Below are 22,193 nucleotides of genomic sequence, written 5' to 3' on the forward strand. Positions count from 1 at the left end.
CCCACGGCTTTCCGCCGGACGCGCGAGCGGGAATGTGCATTCCTCATACAAGGACGGGTGGAGCGAACATTGTTGGGCCCCAATTCAGATTGCTACGCTCCCGCGACGAGGGATCAATCGTCGCCGCGGACTTTCGTCACTGCCCGGCCTGCGCCAGCCGCACTTCGAATTGCATGAGAAATGCACGGAACCGTACGGGAAATGGGGTTGTGGAATGTGTGGTATCGCAGGATGGGTCTCGTTCGACTCCGACCTGACGCGTCGGGGCGACACCCTGGACGCGATGACCGAGACCATGGCGTGCCGCGGGCCGGACGGTCGCGGCACGTACCTGCGTACCCATGTCGGACTGGGACACCGGCGCCTCGCCGTCATCGACCTGGCCGGCGGTGCCCAGCCGATGAGCGTGAGCACCCCTGCCGGTGACGTCGCCATCGTGTATTCCGGAGAGACCTACAACTTCCAGGAGTTGCGGAACCGGCTCGCGTCGCACGGGCACACCTTCCGGACGGACAGCGACACCGAGGTCGTTCTCCACGCCTATCTGGAGTGGGGCGAGAGTCTCGTCGACCACCTGGAGGGCATGTACGCGTTCGCGATATGGGACGAGCGCGAGGAGAAGCTCGTTCTCGTGCGCGACCGTATGGGCATCAAACCGCTCTTCTACCATCCGACGCCCGACGGCGTGCTGTTCGGCTCCGAGCCGAAGGCGATCCTGGCGAACCCGTCGGTGCGCCCGGTGGTCGACACAGATGGAATGCGGGAGCTGTTCGCGCAGACCAAGACCCCCGGCTGGGCGCTCTATAAGGGCATGCACGACATGCTGCCGGGCACGCTCGTCACCGTGGACCGCCGTGGGCTGCGACAGCGGACGTACTGGAGCCTGCGCGCGGCCGAGCACACCGACGGCCGCGACGAGACCGTCGTCCGGACGCGGGACATGCTGACCGGGATCGTCGGGCGTCAGTTGATCTCGGACGTACCGCAGTGCGCCCTGCTCTCCGGCGGACTGGACTCCAGCGCCATCACCGGCCTCGCGGCGCAGCAGCTCGCCCTGCGCGGCGACCGGCTCCGTACGTTCTCGGTGGACTTCGCGGGCCAGGAGGAGAACTTCGTCCCCGACGAGATGCGCGAGACCCCCGACTCGCCGTTCGTCCGCGACGTCGCGGCGCACGTGCGGTCGGCGCACCACGACGTGGTCCTGAACCCGGCCGACATCTCGGACCCCGAGGTCCGGCGTGCGACGGTCGGCGCGCGGGACATCCCCAACGGCTTCGGTGACCTGGACAGTTCGCTCTACCTGCTCTTCAAGGCGATCCGGGAGCAGTCGACGGTGGCGCTCTCCGGGGAGTCGGCCGACGAGGTGTTCGGCGGGTACCCCTGGTTCCACATCGAGGCGGCGCGGCACGCCGACACGTTCCCCTGGATGATGTTCATCCCGCCGATGAGCCTCGCCGCGCGGACCGACCACATCGAGCCCGGACTGCGCAAGCTGCTCGACGTGGGGACCTACACCGCCGACCAGTACGCGACGGCGCTCGCCGAGGTCGAGCACCTCGACGGGGAGACCGGTCTCGAGCGTCAGATGCGTTCCATGTGCCATCTGCACCTGACGCGGTTCGTGCGCACGCTGCTCGACCGCAAGGACCGGCTCTCCATGGCGGTCGGGCTGGAGGTCCGGGTGCCCTTCTGCGACCACAACCTCGTCGAGTACGTCTACAACACCCCCTGGGCGCTGAAGGCGTTCGACGGGCGGGAGAAGAGCCTGCTGCGCGCCGCGGCGGCGCCCGTGCTGCCGCGGTCGGTCGTGGAGCGGGTGAAGAGCCCCTACCCGTCGCCGCAGAACCCCGGGTACGCGGCGCATCTGCAGCAGCAGGTGAAGGAGCTGGTGGCGGAGCCGGACGCGCAGGTGTTCGCGCTGGTCGACCGGGCCTGGGCGCAGCAGACCGTGGCGCTGGACCCGGCGGCCGTGACGGTGGCCGTACGGGCGGGCCTGGAGCGCGTGCTGGACCTGCACACCTGGATGGAGCTGCGGAAGCCCGAGCTCCAGCTGGACTGACAGCGTCGGCGGGACGCCGGTTCCGACACCGCCCGGGGGTGGGGCCGTCCTCGGACGGCCCCACCCCCGGGCGGTCGACCGGTGCTCAGCCCGCCGTGGCCGTCCTCGAGGCCGTGTCCTCCCTGGGCACGGGCGGTGTGCGGCCGAAGTGGCGGGCCGTGGGCACAGCGGCCGCCGCGGCGGGCACCAGGAAGCAGGCCGCGGCGCAGACGGCGAGGACCGGGGTGATCCCGATCGCCGAGATCGCGGGGGCGATCAGGGCCAGGCCGATCGGCGCCAGACCGTAGGAGACCAGGAAGTCCAGCGACGAGACGCGGGCCAGCTTGTCCGGGGCGACCTCGCGCTGGGTGGCCGTGAACCAGGGGACGTTGAACAGCTCGATCCCGATGCCGGCCACGGCGTAGGCGGCGACCACGACGAGCGGGTGGACGGGCAGCATCAGGCTCAGTGGTGCCACGCCGTACGCCGCCAGACCGGCGAGGGCCGCCCAGCCCTGGGAACGCGGGCGCCACCGGGCGATCACCAGCGCGCCGCCGAGCGCGCCCAGCGTGTACGCGGTCATGGCCGCGGCCAGCACCCACTCGGAGCCGTAGCGGTCCCGGCTGATCAGGGGGAGCGCGACGCTCGTGGCGGAGTAGCCGAGGGCGATGACGGCGACCAGGGCGCCGAGTCCGGTGAGGAACCAGGGGTGGCGGCGCGCCTCCCGTATGCCGTCCAGGAAGTCGCTTCGGAGACTGGGGCGCTGGCCGGTGGGGTGTGCGACGCCCCCTGCCGTGGTGGCGGGCCGATGCGGCGCGCCGCCCCTGCCCGGGACCAGTGCGGCGATCAGCCAGAGCGCGCCGATGCCGAGCAGCAGCGTCCCGACGTCGAGGAAGGCCGCGAGCAGCGCGGTGAGGGCGGGCCCGGCGAGCGTGGAGCTGCGTACGGCCATGGTCATCGCGGCGTTCGCCTGCTGACGGCGCTCGGGGGCGACCGTCTCGGCGGTGAGCGCCTGGAACGCCGGCCGGCAGGCGCCCTGTCCCGCGCCGGCGAGCGCGGCGGCGGCCGTCATCAGCACCAGTGAACGGCCCAGCCCCACGGTGAGGAGGGGCGCGGCGACCGCGGCCGCGAGGGCGGACCAGAGGACCACCGCACGCCGGGAGTGCCGGTCGGCCAGCACACCGCCGACGGCGACCGCGGCGAGGAATCCGGCGGTGCGAGCGGCGAGGACCAGGCCGAGACCTGCCGCGCCGAGGTCGCGGTGGAGCACGGCGAGCCCGAGGACGAAGGGCAGCGCCCAGGTCGCGAGCCCGGAGGCGGTGGTACCCGCCCAGAGTCGCAGGAACGCGGGGTCGCGGAGGACCGAACGCGGGGGCGGGGCTGGGGAGGTGGGGGCTGTGGGCGTCGGCGTGGTGGCCATGTGACGGGTGCTCCTTGGGCGCTGCGCGGGGTGCGGCGGAGCACACCCCGAGGTGGTTAATGAAAATGATTGTCGTTACAGTACCCTTTCGAGCGCGGCGCTCCCGCACCGGTGCAGCGCCCTGCCCACCTGCCCCACCCGCCCCCTCGGACCGGAGAACCCATGCGCCACACCACCCGTCTCGGCGTCGCCCTGACCCTCGCCCTGGCCACAGCGGGCTGCTCCACGGCAGCCGGCGGCGGTTCCGCCGCGGACCCCGGGTCCCCGGCCCGGACGGCCTCCGTCACCAGCTGCGGCCGCCAGCTGTCCTTCGCCGAACCGCCGCGACGCGCCGTCGCCCTGGACCAGACCTCGACCGAGACCCTGCTCGAACTCGGGCTCCAGGACCGGATGGCGGGCACCGCCAACCTCAAGACGAAGATCCCCGCGCGGTACCGGGCCGCGTACGCCGAGGTCCCGGTCATCGCCCCGAAGATCGCCACCGGCGAGCAACTGCGCGCCGCCACACCCGACCTCGTCGTCGGAGGCTCCGCCGACCTCTTCACCCCCGACCGGGCCGGGACGCGCGAGGAGCTGGACGCCCTCGAGGTCCCCACCTTCGTCAGCGCCGTGGACTGCCCGAGCCGGAACCCGGCCGGAACGACCCCCTTCGAGCTGCTCTTCTCCGACTACGAGAACCTCGGCACGGTCTTCGGCGTGCGGCAGCGCGCCGGTGAACTGGTCGCCGAGCAGCGTGCGGCGGTCGCCAGGGCCGGGGAGAACGCCGCCAAGGTCGCCCGGGGCACGGACCGGCCCACCGTCGTCTACCTCTACTCCGTCTTCAACGGCATGCCGTACGTGGCGGGCGGGACCGGTCTGCCCAGCGAGATGAGTCGGATCGTCGGCGCGAAGAACGCCTTCGACGACGTCGACGAGGACTGGCCCGAGGTCACCTGGGAGGAAGTCGCCCGGCGCGACCCGGACTTCATCGTCGTCGGCGACCTCTCCGAGCGCGGCCGGCCCGGCGACAGCGCCGCCGAGAAGCGCGCGACGATGACCGGCCACCCCGTGATCTCGAAGCTCGGGGCGGTACGCGAGAACAGGATCCTCACCGTGCCGGGCATCGAACTCGACCCGTCCGTACGCTCCGTCCACGCCCTCGGGCTGCTGGCCCAGGGCATGAAGGACCTCGGGTATGTCCGCTGAACCGGACACGGCCCGCAGGGCGCCTGCGGCTCTGCCGCGTCCGGCCGCTCCGCTCCTCGCCGCCCGCGCCCTCCCGCTGCTCCTCGCCGCGGGCGCCCTGGTCGGCTCGGTCGCGGCCGCCGTGGGCGTCGGCACCGCCGACGTCGGCTGGACGGACCTCGCACGGGTCCTCGGGGCCCGACTCGGCCTGGACGTACGACCCCTGCCCCCGCTGCTGGACTCCCTCGTCTGGGACCTGCGCCTGCCGCGCGTCCTGATGGCCGCCCTCGTCGGCGCCTCGCTCGCCGTGTGCGGCGCGGTGCTGCAGGCCGTCACCCGGAACACGCTCGCCGACCCCTACCTGCTCGGCGTCTCCTCGGGCGCGTCGGCGGGGGCCGTCACCGTCGTCGTCCTCGGAGTCGGCGCGAGCGCGCTCGGGGTCACCGGGGGCGCACTCGCCGGTGCGCTGCTCTCCTTCGGGCTGCTCCTCGTGCTGCTGCGGCGGAGCGGACTCGACTCCGTCCGCATCGTGCTCACCGGCGTGGTGGTCGGCCAGCTCTTCACCGCGCTGACCTCGCTCGTCCTGATGGCCTCGGCGGACGCCGACACCACGCGCGCCGTCACCCACTGGCTGCTGGGCTCCATGGCGCCCGCCCGCTGGAACACGGTCGTGGTCTGCGCGATCGTCACCCCGCTCGGCCTCGCCGTCGCGTGGCTCTGCTCGCAGGCGCTCGACGGCCTCGCCTTCGGCACCGACACCGCCGCCTCGCTCGGCATCGGCGTACGGCACACGAGGACGCTGCTGCTCGTGGTCACGGCCGCGCTGACCGCGGTCGCGGTGGCCACCGTCGGCGCCATCGGCTTCGTCGGCCTGATCGTCCCGCACGGGGTGCGGTTTCTCGTCGGGCCGCTGCACCGGGTCCTCCTGCCGTACACGGCGCTCGCCGGCGCGGTGTTCCTGGTCTGGACGGACACGCTCGCGCGGATCGCCTTCGCACCCCGCGAGGTCCCCGTCGGCGTGATCACCGCGCTGCTCGGCGTACCGCTCTTCCTCCTCGTCCTGCGCAAGCGGGGTGAGCTGTGAGGATCACCGCCGAGAACCTGAGCTGGTCGGTGGCCGGAACCACGGTCGTCCGCGACGTCGCCGCGGACATCGCACCCGGCGAGACCGTCGGACTGCTCGGCCCCAACGGCTCGGGCAAGTCCTCGCTGCTGCGCTGCCTGGCCGGCCTGCGCGCCCCCGACGCCGGCACGGTCCGCTACGACGGCGAGTCCGTACGGGAGTGGAGCGCGCGCCGCATCGCCCGCCATGTCGCCTTCGTCGCCCAGGACTCGGGCGCCGAGAGCGATCTGCGGGTCGCCGACGTCGTGGGCCTGGGGCGCACCCCGTTCCGGGACCGCTGGCGCGGACCGGACGCCACCGACCGGGCGGTCGTCGCCGCCGCGCTGGAGCGCGTCGGACTCACGCCACTCGCCGCCCGCTCCTGGAAGGCGCTGTCGGGCGGCGAACGGCAGCGCGCCCACATCGCCCGCGCGCTGGCCCAGCAGCCCCGCGCGCTCCTGCTCGACGAGCCCACCAACCACCTCGACGTCCGGCACCAGCTGGAGCTGATGCGGCTGCTCACCGGCACCGACCGAACGGTCCTGGTCGCGCTGCACGACCTGTCGCTCGCCGCCCGGTACTGCGACCGGCTGCTGCTCCTGCACCACGGCCGCCTCGTCGCCTCCGGCCCGCCCGGCACCGTCCTCACCCCCGAGCGGCTCGCCGAGGTCTTCGAGGTGGACGCCGAACTCACCACCGACGCGCTGGGACATCCGGCCGTCACCTACCGCGGACCGCTCCCCGTCGGCGCACCGACGGCCGAACCCGCCCTCTGAGAAGGAACCCCATCCCATGTCCCTCACCACCCCGCTCCGCTCCGTCGACGCCCTCATCGAGGCGGTCCTGGCCGGCGAGCACGGCCCGGCCCCCTCCGAACTCCTCGCGACCAGCGTGTTCTGGCTCCACCACGGCACCCGGCTGGCCGGCGGCGACACGACGTACCTCAACCAGTACGCCCTGGTCCGCCTCGGCGGATCCTTCGGCGGATGCGCCTTCGAGGCCGGCGAGATCGCCCCCTCGGTCTGCCGCGACTTCTCCGGCGCCCCGCTCGACGTCCTGCTGCGCGAGGCCCCGCGCCCCCTCCGGATCGCCGCGCTCGACGCGTACCTCTCCGAGACCCGCCCGCACCGCGTGGCCGGGGAAGCGGGCGACGCCGAGGCGGTGACCCTGCCCGCCGGTACCCCGGAGGTCCGCGCGCGGGCCCGGGACGCGGCCGTCGCCGGCCTGCTCGACATCGAGCAGGGCGCGCGCGTCGGCCTCATCGGCGTCGTCAACCCGCTGGTCGCGGCCATCCGGGAGCGCGGCGGCGAACCGCTGCCCTGCGACTTCAACCTCAGGGCCACCCAGTGGGGCGACGCCGTCACGGCCGACATGCACGAGGTGCTGGAGCGTGCAGACGCCGTCGTCGCCACCGGAATGACCCTGAGCAACGGCTCGTTCGACACCGTCCTGGAGCGCTGCCGGGTCCGGGGCGTCCCGCTGATCGTCTACGCGCAGACCGGCAGCGCCGTCGCCCGTGCCTTCCTCGGCTCGGGCGTGACCGCGCTGTCCGCCGAACCCTTCCCCTTCTCCCAGTTCAGCGCCGCGGAGACGGCCCTGTACCGCTACCGGGCGGTGGGCGGCGCGTGACCCCCACCGCGCGCCGCGACACGGGCCGTCGTACCGGCACCGGGTACGCGCCCTGCCACCACGGCGAGATCCTCCAGGGAGTGTTCCTCGACGGCGAGGGACGCCGGTGCGCCGGGCTGGTCACCCTTCCCCTGGCCGGTCCCGGCAGCCACGCCGCGTTCGTGCTCCGCCCCGGTACCGCGCCCGACGCGCTCACCGTCGTACCCGCCGACCGGACGAAGGCCGCGCAGGCCGCGGCGCTGGCGGTCGCGGAATGCGCCGAGCGGTCCGGACTGCCGCCCAGCGGGGGCGAGTTGAGGCTCACCGGCGACATCCCGGTGGGTCTCGGCATGGGCAGCTCCACCAGCGACGTGATCGCCACCGTACGCGCCGTCGCCGACGCGTACGGGCTCCCCCTCGCCGCCGAGACGGTCGCCCGGCTCGCGGTGCGTGCCGAACTCGCCTGCGACCCGCTGATGTGGGGCGGCCGCGCGGTGCTCTTCGCGCAGCGGGAGGGCCGGGTCCTGGAGGACCTCGGCACGGCCCTCCCGCCCCTGGTCGTCGTGGGCTGCGCCCTCGGCGGGGGAGCGCCCGTCGACACCCTCGCCCTGCCCGTACGGGAGGCCACCGACGCCGACGTCCGGGAGTACGAGCGGCTGCGCGCGCTGCTGCGCCGGGCGGTGGCCACCAAAGACGCCCGGCTTCTCGGGGGGGTCGCCACCGCCAGCGCGCGGCGCGGTCAACGACTTCTCGGCCACCCGGAGTTCGACACACTGACCGCCGTCGCCCGGCACGTCGGGGCGGTGGGAGTCCAGATCGCGCACAGCGGCGCGGTGGCGGGCGTCCTCCTCGACCCCGCCGCTCCGGGCCTGCGTCACCGCGTACGCCGCTGTCTGCGCGCCCTGGACGCCCACGGCCTCCCCGCCACCCGGACCTTCACGACCGCCCCCACCCGCAAGGAGATCCCGCATGGACCAGCACATCGCGGAGGCCATCGGCCGACCGGACCTGATACGCCTCGACGACCGGCTCGTCTGCCTGCGCTTTGAGACGATGAAGGTCGTCTCGGCCCTCGCCGCCGTACGCCATCTGCTCGACACCGGAGCCGTACGGCGCGGGGACACGCTCCTCGACAGCTCCAGCGGCATCTACGCGTACGCCCTCGCCCTGGCCTGCCACCGGCACGGCATGCGCTGCCACATCGTCGGCTCGACGACGGTCGACCACACCCTGCGGACCCAGCTCGCCGTCCTCGGAGCGACGTTGGAGCAGATGGAACCGTGCGCCGACCTCAAGCTCGATCAGAAGCGGCGGGTGGAACGGATCCACGAGATCCTCGACGCGCACCCCGAGTACCACTGGATGCGGCAGTACCACGACGCCGTCCACTACCTGGGGTACCGCGCGATCGCCGACCGCGTCCGCGAGGCGACCGGCGCGGACGGCCTGACCGTCGTCGGAGGGGTCGGCTCGGGAGCCTCCACCGGAGCCCTCGCCCGCTATCTGCGCGAGGCCCCGGACGGGCGCGCGGCGCCCGACGTCGAACTCGTCGGGGTCCAGCCCTACGGCAGCGTCACCTTCGGCGCGGAGCACGTCGCCGACCCCGAGATCATCATCGCCGGGATCGGCAGCTCCATCCCCTTCGGCAACGTCGCGCACGAGCTGTACGACACCCTGCACTGGATCTCCTTCGACGCGGCCCTCGCCGGCAGCGTCGACCTCCTGCGCCGCCACGCGGTCTTCGCGGGCCTCTCGACCGGAGCCGCCTATCTCGCCGCCCGCCACGAACGCGAACGCGCCCCCTGGCGCACGGTCCTCTTCCTCGCCGCCGACACCGGCCACCGCTACGTCGACACGGTCTTCGCCCACCACGCCGGAGCCACCCCCCTCGCGGCCCTCGCCCCCCGGGAGGTGCGGGACCGGAGCGAGCTGGCCCTCCCCTGGTCCCGTATGCAGTGGAACCGGGTCCCGGCCCCGGCCGTGAGCGGGTAGGTCCCGGCGGCAGGTCCTTGCGTCCGATGGCCGAGAACGACGCAACAAACTTGCGAGACTTGCGCTAGTCTTGCGTTCATGACGCGACGACTTGCTCAAGTGGCCAAGAAGGTGGGAGTCAGCGAGGCCACGGTCAGCCGTGTGCTCAACGGCAAGCCCGGTGTCTCCGAGGCCACCCGGCAGTCCGTCCTCACCGCGCTCGACGTGCTCGGATACGAGCGGCCCACCCAGCTGCGCGGTGAGCGCGCGCGGCTCGTCGGTCTGGTCCTGCCGGAGCTGCAGAACCCCATCTTCCCCGCGTTCGCCGAGGTCATCGGCGGCGCGCTCGCGCAGCAGGGGCTGACCCCCGTGCTCTGCACCCAGACCAAGGGCGGCGTCTCCGAGGCCGACTACGTGGACCTCCTCCTCCAGCAGCAGGTGTCCGGCGTCGTCTTCGCCGGCGGTCTGTTCGCGCAGGCGGACGCGCCGCACGACCACTACCACCAGCTGGCGGAGCGCAACATCCCGGTCGTCCTCATCAACGCGTCCATCGCCGGGCTCAACTTCCCCTGCGTGTCCTGCGACGACGCCGTCGCCGTCGAGCAGGCCTGGCGCCACCTCGCCTCGCTCGGGCACGAGCGGATCGGTCTCGTCCTCGGCCCGAGCGACCACGTCCCCTCGCGGCGCAAGCTCGAAGCGGCGCGGGCGGCCGCCGAAGCGGCGGGCGCCACGCTGCCGGACGAGCACGTCGTGCGGTCGATCTTCTCGCTCGAAGGAGGGCAGGCCGCGGCCACCCGCCTCCTGGAGCGGGGCGTCACCGGCATCGTCTGTGCCAGCGACCCGCTCGCCCTGGGGGCGATCAGGGCCGCGCGCCGGCGCGGGCTCTCCGTTCCCGGGCAGGTGTCGGTCGTCGGCTTCGACGACTCCGCCTTCATGAACTGCACGGAGCCGCCGCTCTCCACGGTCCGCCAGCCCATCGAGGCGATGGGGCGCGCGGCGGTCGAGCTGCTCTGCGCCCAGATCCAGGGCACCCAGACCGACCCCGGCGAGCTCCTCTTCGAGCCCGAACTCGTCGTGCGCGGATCGACCGCGCCGCCGCCCGTCGGCTGACCCTCACCCCCGCTCGTTCCCGGCTCCGGTGCCGGGGAGGCCTCACCGCCTCCCCGGCACCGGAGCCGTTCTGCGTTGACCTGCGGGGATGCCACACCCCAACTGCCGGTTCTGCCGGGGCTGTTGACAAAGCGGTGACCTGATAGAAACCTGACACCCCGGCGGCGCAAAAGATTAACGAAAATGCTCAATAAGTCTGTATCTCGCCGTCATTCATTGTCAGAGCTCCGCTGGGTTCCTGGCGAGTGTCCCTGTGTCGACGCATGGCCGCGGCCCGGCAGACGGAGAGGCCCATATGAGAGGCAACATCCTGAGCTGGCGGTTGACGGTCGGCATGCTGATAGCCGGACTGATCGCCGTAGGGCTCCTGCCCGTCCACGCGTACGCCGCGGCGGCCGGGCCCAACCTCGCGCTCGGCAGAACGGTCACGGCCGGCGGAGCCCACGGGGCGTACCCGGCGGGCAACGTCACCGACGGAAGCCAGCAGTCCTACTGGGAGGGCCCGGCGGGATCGTTCCCCCAGTGGGTGCAGGTCGACCTCGGCGCGAGCACCCGCGTGGACGACGTCGTCCTGAAGCTCCCCACGACCTGGGAGGCACGCTCGCAGACCGTCGGCGTCCTCGGCAGCACCGACGGCAGCACCTTCACCACCCTCGCCGCCGCCCAGCCGCGCGCCTTCGGCCCGGCCGGGGCGAACACCGTGAGCATCGCCCTCACCTCGGCCGACGCCCGGTTCGTACGGATCCAGGTGACGGCCAACTCCGGCTGGAACGCCGCCCAGTTGTCCGAGGTGGAGGTCTACGGAGCCGGCGGCCCCGTCGACCCTCCGGTCGAGGGGACCAACCTCGCGCGCAACAAGCCGATCGAGGCGACCTCGTCGACCCAGACCTACGTCGCCGCCCACGCCAACGACGACACCACCGGCACCTACTGGGAGTCCGCCGGGTTCCCGTCCAGCCTGACGGTGAAGCTCGGCGCGAACGCCGACGTACGGGCCGTGGTGGTCAAACTCAACCCCGACCAGGTGTGGGGGCCCAGGACGCAGTCGATCGAGGTCCTCGGACGTGAGCAGTCGGCCTCCGGCTTCACCTCGCTCAAGCCACGCGCCGACTACACGTTCAGCCCCGGCGCCGGCCAGAACTCCGTCACCATCCCGGTGACCGGACGGTACGCGGACCTGCGTCTGACGTTCTTCTCCAACACCGGCGCCCCCGGCGGCCAGGTCGCGGAGTTCCAGGTCGTCGGCACGGCAGCGCCCAGCCCCGACCTCACCGTCACCGACCTGACATGGAATCCGTCCTCCCCCTCCGAGACGGACGCCGTGACGGTCGCCGCCACCGTGCGCAACGCCGGTACGGCCGCCGCGCCCGCCACCACCGTCCAGGTCAGCCTGGAGGGCGCCGTCGCCGGCTCCGCCCCGGTCGCCGCGCTCGCCGCCGGCGCCTCGGCCACCGTCCCGGTCACGGTCGGCAAGCGCCCCATGGGTTCGTACACCGTCTCGGCCGTTGTCGATCCGACCGACACCGTCGCCGAACAGGACAACGGCAACAACAGCCGGACGGCGGCGGCGAAGCTCGTCGTCGGCCAGAGCCCCGGCCCCGACCTGCGGATCACCGGCATCACGACCAACCCGGCCAGCCCCGCCGTCGGTTCCCCCGTCACCTTCACCGTCGCGGTCCACAACCGGGGCACCACCGGAGCCCCGGCCGGCACGGTCACCCGGCTGACGGCCGGGACCACCACCCTGAACGGGACCACCGGCGCGATCGCCGCGGGCCAGACGGCCACCGTCCCGATCTCCGGCACCTGGACGGCCACCGGCGGCGGGGCCACCCTCACCGCGACCGCCGACGCCACCGGGACCCTCACCGAGACCGACGAGAACAACAACGTCTTCACCCGCTCCCTCGTCGTGGGGCGCGGCGCCGCCGTGCCGTACACCGAGTACGAGGCGGAGGACGCCCGCTACGAGGGCACCCTGCTCACCGCCGACCAGAAGCGGACCTTCGGCCACACCGACTTCGCCACCGAGTCCTCCGGCCGGAAGTCGGTGCGGCTCACCTCACAGGGCCAGTACGTCGAGTTCACCTCGACCAACCCCGCGAACTCGATCGTCGTCCGCAACTCGGTCCCCGACGCGGCGGCCGGTGGCGGGGTGGAGGCCACGATCAGTCTGTACGCGGACGGCGTCTTCGTCCGCAAGCTGACCCTGTCGTCCAAGCACAGCTGGCTCTACGGCACCACCGACGACCCCGAGGGCCTCACCAACCGGCCCGGCGGTGACGCGCGGCGGCTGTTCGACGAGTCCCACGCCCTGCTGACGCAGACCTACCCGGTGGGCACGAAGTTCCGCCTCCAGCGCGACGCGGGCGACTCGGCCGCCTTCCACGTCATCGACCTGATCGACCTGGAGCAGGTGGCGCCCCCGGCCGCCAAGCCGGCCGGGTGCGTCTCCATCACCGAGTACGGCGCCGTTCCCAACGACGGCATCGACGACACCGACGCCCTGCAGCGCGCGGTGACCGCCGACCAGAACGGCCAGATCCCCTGCGTCTGGATCCCGGCCGGGCAGTGGCGCCAGGAGCAGAAGATCCTGACCGACGACCCGCTGAACCGGGGCCAGTTCAACCAGGTCGGCATCCGGGACGTCACGATCCGCGGCGCGGGCATGTGGCATTCCCAGCTGTACACGCTGACCCCGCCGCACCAGGCGGGCGGCATCAACCACCCGCACGAGGGCAACTTCGGCTTCGACATCGACCACAACACGCAGATCTCCGACATCGCCATCTTCGGGTCGGGCCAGATCCGCGGCGGCGACGGCAACGCGGAGGGCGGCGTCGGCCTCAACGGCCGCTTCGGCAAGGGCACCAGGATCAGCAACGTCTGGATCGAGCACGCGAACGTCGGTGTCTGGGCCGGCCGCGACTACTCCAACATCCCCGAGCTCTGGGGCCCCGGCGACGGCCTGGAGTTCACCGGGATGCGTATCCGCAACACCTACGCCGACGGCATCAACTTCGCCAACGGCACCCGCAAGTCCACCGTCTTCGACTCGTCCTTCCGGAACACGGGTGACGACGCGCTGGCCGTCTGGGCCAGCAAGTACGTCAAGGACACCGCGGTGGACATCGGATCCGACAACCACTTCCGCAACAACACCATCCAGCTGCCCTGGCGGGCCAACGGGATCGCGGTCTACGGAGGCTTCGGCAACACCATCGAGAACAACATCATCGCGGACACCATGAACTACCCGGGCATCATGTTGGCGACCGACCACGACCCGCTGCCCTTCTCCGGGCAGACGCTGATCGCCAACAACGCCCTGCACCGCACCGGCGGCGCGTTCTGGAACGAGGACCAGGAGTTCGGCGCGATCACCCTCTTCGCGCAGGGCCAGCCCATCCCGGGCGTCACCATCCGGGACACCGACATCCTCGACTCGACCTATGACGGCATCCAGTTCAAGACCGGCGGCGGCGAGATGCCGGACGTGAAGATCACCGACGTCCGCATCGACAAGTCGAACAACGGTTCCGGAATCCTCGCGATGAGCGGGGCGCGCGGCAGCGCGACGCTGACGCGCGTGACCATCACCGACTCGGCCGAGGGCGACGTCCTCATCGAGCCCGGCTCGCAGTTCGTCGTCACCAGGAACTGACACTCCCCGCTCCACCCCTGTGTGCGGCGGCCCCGTTCCGACGAGGCCGCCGCCCTTCAGCCGTGCCTCGCCGCCGGTCGGGCGCGAGGCCGAGATCGAGGACTGAGAGGACAGATGACCATCCCCACCTGGAGATCACGGTTCCTGAGCGCCGTGGTCGCGACCAGCCTCCTGGCACTGGGCGGTCCGCTGACGACCGCCGAGGCCGCGGGCGGCCCCAACATCGCTCTGGGCGATCCGGCGGCGGCGGGCAGCGCCCTCGCCGAGTACGGCGCCGGCAACATCACCGACGGCAACCAGGGCTCGTACTGGCAGAGCGCGGGCAGCAGCCTGCCGCAATGGGTCCAGGCCGACCTCGGCACCACGGAACGCGTGGACGAGGTGGTCCTGAAACTGCCCGCCGGATGGGAGAGCCGTGACCAGACGCTCTCCGTCCAGGGCAGCGCCGACGGCACCAGCTTCACCACCCTGAAGAACTCCGCCGCCTACACGTTCAGTCCCGGCGCGGCCAACACCGTCACGGTGACCTTCCCCGCGACCCAGACCCGGTTCGTCCGGATCACCGTCACCGCCAACACCGGCTGGCAGGCCGCCCAGCTCTCCGAGCTGGAGGTGCACGCGGCCGACGGCTCCTCCGCCAACCTCGCGAGCGGCCGCACCCTGACCGCGAGCAGCCACACCCAGGCGTACGCGGCGGGCAACGCCAACGACGGGAACCGGGCCACCTACTGGGAGAGCGCCAACAGCGCCCTCCCGCAGTGGATCCAGGCCGACCTCGGCGCCGCCGTCCGCGTCGACCGGGTCGTCCTGCGGCTGCCCTCCGGCTGGGAGACACGCAGCCAGACCCTGAAGATCCAGGGCAGCACCGACGGCACGGCCTTCACCGACCTGACCGCCTCCCGTGCGTACACCTTCGACGCGGCCGGCGGGCACTCCGCGACGGTCACCTTCGACGCGGCCACCACCCGGTACGTACGCGTCCTCGTCACGGCGAACAGCGTCCAGCCCGCCGGACAGCTCTCCGAACTGGAGGTCTTCGGTCCCCGGACCGGCGACACGCAGGCACCGTCCGCGCCCGCGAACCTCGCCCTCACCCAGCCCGCCACCGACCAGATCAGGCTCACCTGGAACGCGGCCACCGACGACGTCGGCGTCACGGGGTACGACGTCTACGCCAACGGCGCCCTGCTGACCACCGTCGGCGCCGGAACCACCAGCTACACCGACACCCGCCCGGCGAACCAGACCGTCACCTACCTCGTCCGCGCCAAGGACGCGGCCGGCAACCAGTCGGCCGACAGCAACACCGTGACCCGTACCGGCGAGACCGGGGACACCCAGGCGCCGACCGCGCCCGCGAACCTCGCGCTCACCGAACCCGGCGCGGGTCAGATCAAGCTGACCTGGAACGCCTCGTCGGACAACGTGGGCGTGAGCGGCTACGAGGTGTACGCGAACAACACTTTGCGGGGCAGTGTGGCGGGCGACGTCACCACGTACACCGACACCCAGCCGGCCTCCGCCACCGTCGCCTACCACGTCCGCGCCAAGGACGCGGCGGGCAACCGGTCGGCGAACAGCAACGTCGTGACCCGTGGCGGCACCGGTGGCACGGGCTCCGACCTGGCGGTCGGCAAGGAGATCGCCGCCTCCTCCACCGTGCACACCTTCGCCGCGACCAACGCCAACGACAACAACACCGCGACCTACTGGGAGGGCGCGGGTGGCAGCTACCCCCAGACCCTCACCGTGAAGCTCGGCTCCAACGCCGACGTCGACCGGCTCGTCCTCAAGCTCGACCCGGGCACGGCCTGGGCCACCCGGAGCCAGACCGTCGAGGTCCTCGGCCGTGAGCAGAGCGCCACCGGCTTCGGCGGCCTGGTCGCGGCGAAGAGCCACACGTTCGACCCGGCGAGCGGCAACACCGTCACGATCCCGCTCTCCGCCCGGGTCGCCGACGTCCAGCTGAAGTTCACCGCGAACTCCGGCGCACCGGCCGGCCAGTTGGCCGAGTTCCAGGTCATCGGTGTTGCGGCGCCCAACCCGAACCTGGAGGTCACCGCCCTCACCGCCGCGCCCGCCGCGCCGGTCGAATCCGACCCGATCACGGTGAGCGCGACCGTACGCAACACCGGCCCGGCCGCCGCGCCGGCGAGCGCCGTCGCGCTGCGCCTCGGCGGCACGAAGGTCGCCACCGCCCAGGTCGGCGCCCTCGCCGCAGGCGCGCAGACCACGGTCAGCGCCTCGATCGGCGCACGGGACGCCGGTTCGTACCAGCTGAGCGCGGTCGCCGACGAGGCGAACGCGGTCGTCGAGCAGAACGAGTCCGACAACACCTTCACCAGCCCCACCGCCCTGGTGGTCAGGCCGGTCTCCAGCTCCGACCTGGTCGCCGCCTCCGTGACCACCTCGCCGTCCAGTCCCGCGGCCGGTGACGCCGTCACGTTCAAGGTGGCCGTGAAGAACCAGGGCACCGTCGCGAGCGCCTCGGGCAGCCACGGCGTCACGCTCACCCTGGTCGACTCCAGGGGCGTCACGGTCAGGACGCTGACCGGCGCGCACAGCGGAGCCGTCGCGGCCGGGGGCACGGCCGAGGTGAGCCTCGGCCCCTGGACCGCCGCCAACGGCTCGTACACCGTCAAGGTCGTCCTCGCCGACGACGCCAACGAACTGCCGGTCAAGCGTGCCAACAACACCTCCACCCAGCCGCTCTTCGTCGGCCGCGGCGCCAACATGCCGTACGACATGTACGAGGCGGAGGACGGCACCGCGGGCGGAGGCGCCCAGGTCGTCGGCCCGAACCGGACCGTGGGCGACATCGCGGGCGAGGCCTCGGGCCGCAAGGCCGTGAACCTCGACGCGACGGGGGAGTACGTCGAGTTCACCACCCGCGCCGACACGAACACCCTGGTCGCCCGGGTCTCGCTGCCCGACGCGCCGGGCGGCGGCGGCATCGACTCCACGATCAACGTCTACGTCGACGGGGTGTTCAGGAAGGCGCTCCCGGTGACGTCGAAGTACGCGTGGCTGTACGGCGCCGAGACCGCGCCCGGGAACTCTCCCGGCGCGGGCGCCCCGCGTCACATCTACGACGAGGCGCACATGATGCTCGGCGAGACCGTGCGGGCGGGGAGCAGGATCCGGCTGCAGAAGGACGCGGCGAACAGCCGGCCGTACGCGATCGACTTCGTCAACCTGGAGCAGGTCGCCCCGGTCGGCAACCCCGACCCGGCGACGTACACGGTCCCGGCCGGATTCACCCACCAGGACGTCCAGAACGCGCTCGACAAGGTACGTATGGACACCACGGGCACCCTCGTCGGGGTCTATCTGCCGCCGGGCGACTACCAGACGTCGAGCAAGTTCCAGGTGTACGGCAAGGCCGTGAAGGTGGTCGGCGCCGGTCCCTGGTACACGACGTTCCACGCGCCCTCGACGCAGGACAACACCGACGTCGGCTTCCGGGCCGAGGCGGCGGCGAAGGGGTCGCTCTTCAAGGGCTTCGCCTACTTCGGCAACTACACCTCGCGCATCGACGGCCCGGGCAAGGTGTTCGACTTCGCGAACGTGACCGACATCGTGATCGACGACATCTGGAACGAGCACATGGTGTGCCTGTACTGGGGCGCCAACACCGACCGGATCACCATCAGGAACTCCCGGATCCGCAACATGTTCGCGGACGGCATCAACATGACCAACGGGTCCACGGACAACCTGGTGACCAACAACGACGCCCGGGCCACCGGCGACGACAGCTTCGCGCTCTTCTCCGCGATCGACGCGGGCGGCGCCGACATGAAGAACAACGTCTACGAGAACCTGACGTCGACGCTCACCTGGCGTGCCGCGGGCGTCGCCGTCTACGGCGGCTACGACAACACCTTCCGCAACATCCACATCGCGGACACGCTCGTCTACTCCGGCATCACGATCTCCTCGCTGGACTTCGGCTATCCCATGAACGGCTTCGGCACCGCGCCGACGACGTTCGAGAACATCTCGATCGTCCGGGCCGGCGGGCACTTCTGGGGCTCGCAGACCTTCCCCGGCATCTGGGTGTTCTCCGCCTCCAAGGTCTTCCAGGGGATCAGGGTCAACCACGTCGACATCGTCGACCCGACGTACAGCGGAGTGATGTTCCAGACCAACTACGTCGGCGGGCAGCCACAGTTCCCGATCAAGGACACCGTGTTCACGGACATCTCGATCACGGGCGCGCGCCGGAGCGGGGACGCGTTCGACGCCAAGTCGGGCTTCGGTCTGTGGGCCAACGAGATGCCGGAGTCGGGGCAAGGGCCGGCCGTGGGGGAGGTGACCTTTAACGGCCTGGAGCTGAGCGGCAACGCGGTGGACGTCCGTAACACCACCTCCACCTTCGAGATCGACATCAATCCGTAGGGATCGGCGCGACACCCACGTCGGACACGACGCGCGCACCCCCGCGCGACGGACCCTGTGAGGCCGGTGCAGGCGGCTTGCGGCCGCTTGCACCGGCCTTGCGTGCGTTCTGTCACCCAGGCGCCCCGGAGGTCCCCTGCAGACCCCTGGGGCCTCTAGGGTCGGGCGCTTCCCGGCCCGCGACCTCGCCATCCTTCCCTCTCCCTGTCAGGCAATTACGAAATCAGCGCGATATCTTGCGTTCACTTGTTGATGGTGGTTGAGTGTGGCGCGCCCCACAAACGCACCGGCGGTGGGGTGACGCGACCTCCACGTTCATGCCCGAAGGGGACCACCCATGAGAAGTGCCCGGTTCCGCCGTACGCGCCGCGCCAGCGCGGTCACCCTCGTCTCCGCGCTCACGCTGACCGCGCTCGCCGCCTGCGGCACGAGCAGCAGCAACAACGGCAGCGGTGGTTCCGAGGGCGGTGGGTCGTCCGATCCCTCCGCTCCGCTGGACCCGAAGACCAAGGTGACGATCACCATCGACTGCATGCCCCCGGCGGCGAAGGCGGCCGAGCTCAAGGAGTGGAAGGAGGACGTCGCCGCGTTCAACAAGACGTACCCCAACGTCACGATCGAAGGCCGCTCCACCGCCGGCCAGTGCCTCGAACCGCCCCGCTTCACCGCGATGCTCAAGGCCAAGTCGCAGCCGGACGTCTTCTACACGTACTTCACCGACCTGCCCCAGGTGCTGGACAACGACGGCGCCGCCGACATCAGCGCCTACGTCAACGACAAGAGCGTCCCGCTCCTCAAGAACATCGACCCGAACGTCCTCGGCTCGCTCAAGAAGGACGGCAAGCTGTACGGCCTGCCCACCAGCAACTACACGATGGGCCTGCTCATCAACCGCAAGCTCTTCCAGCAGGCCGGCCTCGACCCCGACGCCCCGCCGCGCACCTGGGAGGAGGTCCGCGCCGCCGCCAAGAAGATCGCGGGCCTCGGGCAGGGCATCGCCGGGTTCGGCGAGTACAGCGCGGGCAACACCGGCGGCTGGCACTTCACCGCGCAGATGTACAGCCTGGGCGGGGACGTCGTCGACGCGAGCGGCACGAAGGCCGCCTTCAACAACGAGCTCGGCAAGCAGGTCGCCAAGAACCTCCACGCCATGCGCTGGGAGGACGACAGCATGGGCAAGACCCAGCTGCTCAAGTGGGGCGACCTGCAGAAGCAGATCGCGACCGACAAGCTCGGCATGTTCCTCGCCGCGCCCGACGACATCGCGTACATGGTCCAGCAACTCGGAGCGAAGTACGAGAACTTCGGCATGGGGCCGATCCCCGGCGAGAAGGCCACCCTGGCCGGCGGCAACAACTACATGATCAAGCAGGGCATATCCGGCGACAAGATCAAGGCCGCGATCGCCTGGCTGAACTTCAAGAACCTCACCGTCGGCAAGGGCCAGTTCGACTGGTCACGCAGCAAGCAGGACGGCCTGCCCGTCGGCGTCCCGCAGCCCAACTTCTGGCTGAACGACTCCAAGGCCCAGGACGACGCCGCGCGCACGGAGCACGCCACCATGCCGGTCGCCAACTTCAAGACCTTCATGGACAACCCCGTCGCGGGCAAGGCGGAGCCGCCGAAGGCGCAGGAGGTCTACAAGGTCCTCGACGACGTGATGTCCGGCATCCTCACCAACAAGGACGCCGACATCGACAAGCTCCTCGCGACCGCGGAGACGCAGGTGAACCAGGTCCTCGCCAACGGGTGACGGGACCTGGCGGCGGGGGCCGGCCGTCCGGCCGCCCCCGCTCCGCCCCGCCCACGGACGTCAACCCGGCAGACCAGCACCAAGGAGCGACGAGATGTCGGCCCCCAGCCTGACCCCGAGCACAGCGGCCTCCCGCCGCCCCTCACCGCCGTACGAGAGCGACCCCGTGCCGCCCGCCGGGCGGTTCGCCCGGAACCTGAAGCGCAACCTCACCGCCCACGGATTCCTGATCGGCGCGGTCGTCTGCTTCGCGGTGTTCTCCTGGTACCCGATGGTCAGGGAGTTCTTCCTCGCCTTCCAGAAGACCGAGAGCGGCGAGACCACCTGGGTCGGTCTCGACAACCTCGTCACCGTCTTCAACGACCCGGCCTTCTGGCAGGCCTGGCGCAACACGCTCCTGTTCACCGTCCTCGCCCTGGTCCTCGGCTTCGCCGTCCCCTTCGCCGTCGCCCTCGTCATCAACGAGTTCCACCACGGACAGGGCTACCTCCGGCTGCTCGTCTACCTGCCCGTGATGCTGCCGCCGGTCGCCTCGGTCCTCCTCTTCAAGTACCTGTACGACCCCGGCTACGGTCTGCTCAACGAGATGCTCACCTCGGTCGGACTGCCCGAACAGCAGTGGCTCCAGGACCCCGACCTCTCGATGCTCTCCGTGGTCATCGCCTCCACCTGGATGAACATGGGCGGCGCGGCCCTCATCTACCTCGCCGCGCTCCAGTCCATCCCCGGCGAGCTGTACGAGGCGGCCGAGCTGGACGGCGCCGGACTGTTCCGCAAGATCTGGCACGTCACCATCCCGCAGACCCGGCTCATCCTCTCCCTGATGCTGCTCATGCAGATCATCGCCACCATGCAGGTCTTCGTCGAACCGTTCCTGCTCACCGGCGGCGCCGGCCCCGAGGGCTCCACCACGACCGTCGTCTACCTCATCTACCAGTACGCCTTCAACTTCAACAACTACGGTGCCGCGGCGGCGCTCGGCCTGCTCCTGCTCGTACTGCTGGCCGGGTTCTCCGCCGCGTACGTGAAGCTCAGCCGCGCCGAGGACGAGTAGGACCGGGGGAGACCAGCATGTCCACACGCACACTCATCTCGCCGGCGCAGCTCGCCCGCCCCCGCGGCAGGGTCCTCTACTGGAGCGTCTTCGCCGTGGTCGTCGGCGGTTTCACCCTCGTCTTCCTCGGCCCGCTGTACTGGCTGGTGACGAGCGGCTTCAAGGACGCCCAGGAGGTCATCCAGACGCCGCCGACCCTCGTGCCCGGGACCTTCGAGCCGGCGAACCACAGCCGGGCCTGGGAGGTCATGGACCTCGCCACCCTGCTCTTCAACACCCTCTACTACGCGTTCGGCGCGCTCGCCTTCCAGCTCGTCCTCGACGTGGCGGCCGCCTACTCGCTCTCCAAGCTGCGGCCCGTCCTGGGCAAGGCCATCCTCGGCCTGATGCTGGCGACACTCATGATCCCGGCGACCGTCCTCGTCGTCCCTCAGTACCTCACGGTCCTGGACGTGCCCATCGTGGAGCGCAACCTCCTCAACACCCCCTGGGCGATCTGGCTCCCGTCCGTCACCAACGCCTTCAACATCTTCCTGCTCAAGCGGTTCTTCGACTCGATCCCGAGAGAGCTGCTCGACGCCGCGTCGATGGACGGGGCCTCGCCGACGCGCATCCTGTGGTCGATCGTGCTGCCCGTCTCGCGCCCCATCCTGGGTGTGGTGTCGATCTTCGCCGTCGTGGGGGTCTGGAAGGACTTCCTCTGGCCCATGCTCACCCTCCCCGACCCCGCGATGCAGACACTCAACGTCGGCATCTACTCGCTCTCCAACGGCGTGCCCGTGAACGTCCTCATCGCGGCGCTCACGATCGCCTCGGTGCCGACACTGCTCCTCTTCCTGGTCTTCCAGCGCAACATCATGAGCGGTCTCACGGCGGGCGGACTCAAGGGCTGACCACGCCCGTCCCCG

General features: G+C 71.3%; 14 protein-coding genes. 13 read left to right on the forward strand and 1 reads right to left on the reverse strand.

What is annotated here, in order from left to right; translation table 11 throughout:
* Positions 1 to 214: 214 nt before the first annotated feature.
* Positions 215 to 2,059 carry an asparagine synthase (glutamine-hydrolyzing) gene (asnB, locus tag ACZ3IJ_RS34980; protein ID WP_467475056.1) on the forward strand — a complete coding sequence of 615 codons (1,845 nt, stop codon included), beginning with the start codon at positions 215 to 217 and terminating at the stop codon, positions 2,057 to 2,059.
* Positions 2,060 to 2,144: 85 nt separating this feature from the next.
* Here the strand turns inward: asnB and ACZ3IJ_RS34985 are convergent, their stop codons facing one another.
* Positions 2,145 to 3,458 (reverse strand): MFS transporter, encoded by a 1,314-nt coding sequence (locus tag ACZ3IJ_RS34985; RefSeq protein ID WP_467475058.1) that lies wholly within the window; start codon positions 3,456 to 3,458, stop codon positions 2,145 to 2,147.
* A gap of 162 nt (positions 3,459 to 3,620) precedes the next feature.
* On the opposite strand from ACZ3IJ_RS34985, the gene ACZ3IJ_RS34990 reads away from it, so the two are divergent.
* The 12 genes from ACZ3IJ_RS34990 to ACZ3IJ_RS35045 all read left to right on the forward strand — a co-directional run bounded on the left by ACZ3IJ_RS34990 (position 3,621) and on the right by ACZ3IJ_RS35045 (position 22,178).
* Entirely contained in the window at positions 3,621 to 4,643 is a 1,023-nt protein-coding gene (locus ACZ3IJ_RS34990) for an ABC transporter substrate-binding protein (protein ID WP_467475060.1), read from the forward strand.
* Positions 4,633 to 5,706, forward strand: a complete 1,074-nt coding sequence (locus tag ACZ3IJ_RS34995) for a FecCD family ABC transporter permease (protein ID WP_467475062.1) — start codon at positions 4,633 to 4,635, stop codon at positions 5,704 to 5,706. The genes ACZ3IJ_RS34990 and ACZ3IJ_RS34995 overlap by 11 nt, the downstream gene beginning before the upstream one ends.
* Complete coding sequence (locus tag ACZ3IJ_RS35000) at positions 5,703 to 6,500, forward strand: ABC transporter ATP-binding protein (RefSeq protein WP_467475064.1); 798 nt, start codon at positions 5,703 to 5,705, stop codon at positions 6,498 to 6,500. Before ACZ3IJ_RS34995 ends, ACZ3IJ_RS35000 begins: the two co-directional genes overlap by 4 nt.
* Before the next feature lie 16 nt (positions 6,501 to 6,516).
* Entirely contained in the window at positions 6,517 to 7,353 is an 837-nt protein-coding gene (locus ACZ3IJ_RS35005; RefSeq protein WP_467475066.1) for a Rossmann-like domain-containing protein, read from the forward strand.
* Positions 7,350 to 8,381 (forward strand): GHMP family kinase ATP-binding protein, encoded by a 1,032-nt coding sequence (locus ACZ3IJ_RS35010; RefSeq protein ID WP_467475069.1) that lies wholly within the window; start codon positions 7,350 to 7,352, stop codon positions 8,379 to 8,381. Before ACZ3IJ_RS35005 ends, ACZ3IJ_RS35010 begins: the two co-directional genes overlap by 4 nt.
* Entirely contained in the window at positions 8,302 to 9,324 is a 1,023-nt protein-coding gene (locus ACZ3IJ_RS35015; protein ID WP_467475071.1) for a pyridoxal-phosphate dependent enzyme, read from the forward strand. The genes ACZ3IJ_RS35010 and ACZ3IJ_RS35015 overlap by 80 nt, the downstream gene beginning before the upstream one ends.
* Positions 9,325 to 9,402: 78 nt before the next feature.
* The gene (locus ACZ3IJ_RS35020) at positions 9,403 to 10,413 is read left to right on the forward strand and encodes a LacI family DNA-binding transcriptional regulator (protein ID WP_467475073.1); all 1,011 of its coding nucleotides are present in this window, start codon (positions 9,403 to 9,405) and stop codon (positions 10,411 to 10,413) included.
* Positions 10,414 to 10,708: 295 nt separating this feature from the next.
* Positions 10,709 to 14,077 (forward strand): CARDB domain-containing protein, encoded by a 3,369-nt coding sequence (locus tag ACZ3IJ_RS35025; RefSeq protein ID WP_467475075.1) that lies wholly within the window; start codon positions 10,709 to 10,711, stop codon positions 14,075 to 14,077.
* 114 nt (positions 14,078 to 14,191) lie between these two features.
* Positions 14,192 to 18,478 (forward strand): discoidin domain-containing protein, encoded by a 4,287-nt coding sequence (locus ACZ3IJ_RS35030; protein WP_467475077.1) that lies wholly within the window; start codon positions 14,192 to 14,194, stop codon positions 18,476 to 18,478.
* Between the two features lie 337 nt (positions 18,479 to 18,815).
* Positions 18,816 to 20,231 (forward strand): extracellular solute-binding protein, encoded by a 1,416-nt coding sequence (locus tag ACZ3IJ_RS35035; protein ID WP_467475079.1) that lies wholly within the window; start codon positions 18,816 to 18,818, stop codon positions 20,229 to 20,231.
* A 94-nt stretch (positions 20,232 to 20,325) separates the two neighbouring features.
* Complete coding sequence (locus ACZ3IJ_RS35040; RefSeq protein ID WP_467475081.1) at positions 20,326 to 21,285, forward strand: carbohydrate ABC transporter permease; 960 nt, start codon at positions 20,326 to 20,328, stop codon at positions 21,283 to 21,285.
* 17 nt (positions 21,286 to 21,302) lie between these two features.
* On the forward strand, positions 21,303 to 22,178 hold the full coding sequence (locus ACZ3IJ_RS35045; RefSeq protein ID WP_467475083.1) for a carbohydrate ABC transporter permease: 876 nt from the start codon (positions 21,303 to 21,305) through the stop codon (positions 22,176 to 22,178).
* Positions 22,179 to 22,193: the final 15 nt, after the last annotated feature.

The sequence above is a fragment of the Streptomyces sp. NPDC013317 genome (assembly GCF_055563155.1).

What these genes read in the sequence shown, in the direction of transcription:
- ACZ3IJ_RS35025 (WP_467475075.1), top strand. Translation starts at nt 10,709, where the DNA reads ATGAGAGGCAACATCCTGAGCTGGCGGTTGACGGTCGGCATGCTGATA.
- ACZ3IJ_RS35020 (WP_467475073.1), top strand. Translation starts at nt 9,403, where the DNA reads ATGACGCGACGACTTGCTCAAGTGGCCAAGAAGGTGGGAGTCAGCGAG.
- ACZ3IJ_RS35030 (WP_467475077.1), top strand. Translation starts at nt 14,192, where the DNA reads ATGACCATCCCCACCTGGAGATCACGGTTCCTGAGCGCCGTGGTCGCG.
- ACZ3IJ_RS35045 (WP_467475083.1), top strand. Translation starts at nt 21,303, where the DNA reads ATGTCCACACGCACACTCATCTCGCCGGCGCAGCTCGCCCGCCCCCGC.
- ACZ3IJ_RS34990 (WP_467475060.1), top strand. Translation starts at nt 3,621, where the DNA reads ATGCGCCACACCACCCGTCTCGGCGTCGCCCTGACCCTCGCCCTGGCC.
- ACZ3IJ_RS34995 (WP_467475062.1), top strand. Translation starts at nt 4,633, where the DNA reads ATGTCCGCTGAACCGGACACGGCCCGCAGGGCGCCTGCGGCTCTGCCG.
- ACZ3IJ_RS35005 (WP_467475066.1), top strand. Translation starts at nt 6,517, where the DNA reads ATGTCCCTCACCACCCCGCTCCGCTCCGTCGACGCCCTCATCGAGGCG.
- asnB (WP_467475056.1), top strand. Translation starts at nt 215, where the DNA reads ATGTGTGGTATCGCAGGATGGGTCTCGTTCGACTCCGACCTGACGCGT.
- ACZ3IJ_RS35040 (WP_467475081.1), top strand. Translation starts at nt 20,326, where the DNA reads ATGTCGGCCCCCAGCCTGACCCCGAGCACAGCGGCCTCCCGCCGCCCC.
- ACZ3IJ_RS34985 (WP_467475058.1), bottom strand. Translation starts at nt 3,458, where the DNA reads ATGGCCACCACGCCGACGCCCACAGCCCCCACCTCCCCAGCCCCGCCC.
- ACZ3IJ_RS35035 (WP_467475079.1), top strand. Translation starts at nt 18,816, where the DNA reads ATGAGAAGTGCCCGGTTCCGCCGTACGCGCCGCGCCAGCGCGGTCACC.
- ACZ3IJ_RS35015 (WP_467475071.1), top strand. Translation starts at nt 8,302, where the DNA reads ATGGACCAGCACATCGCGGAGGCCATCGGCCGACCGGACCTGATACGC.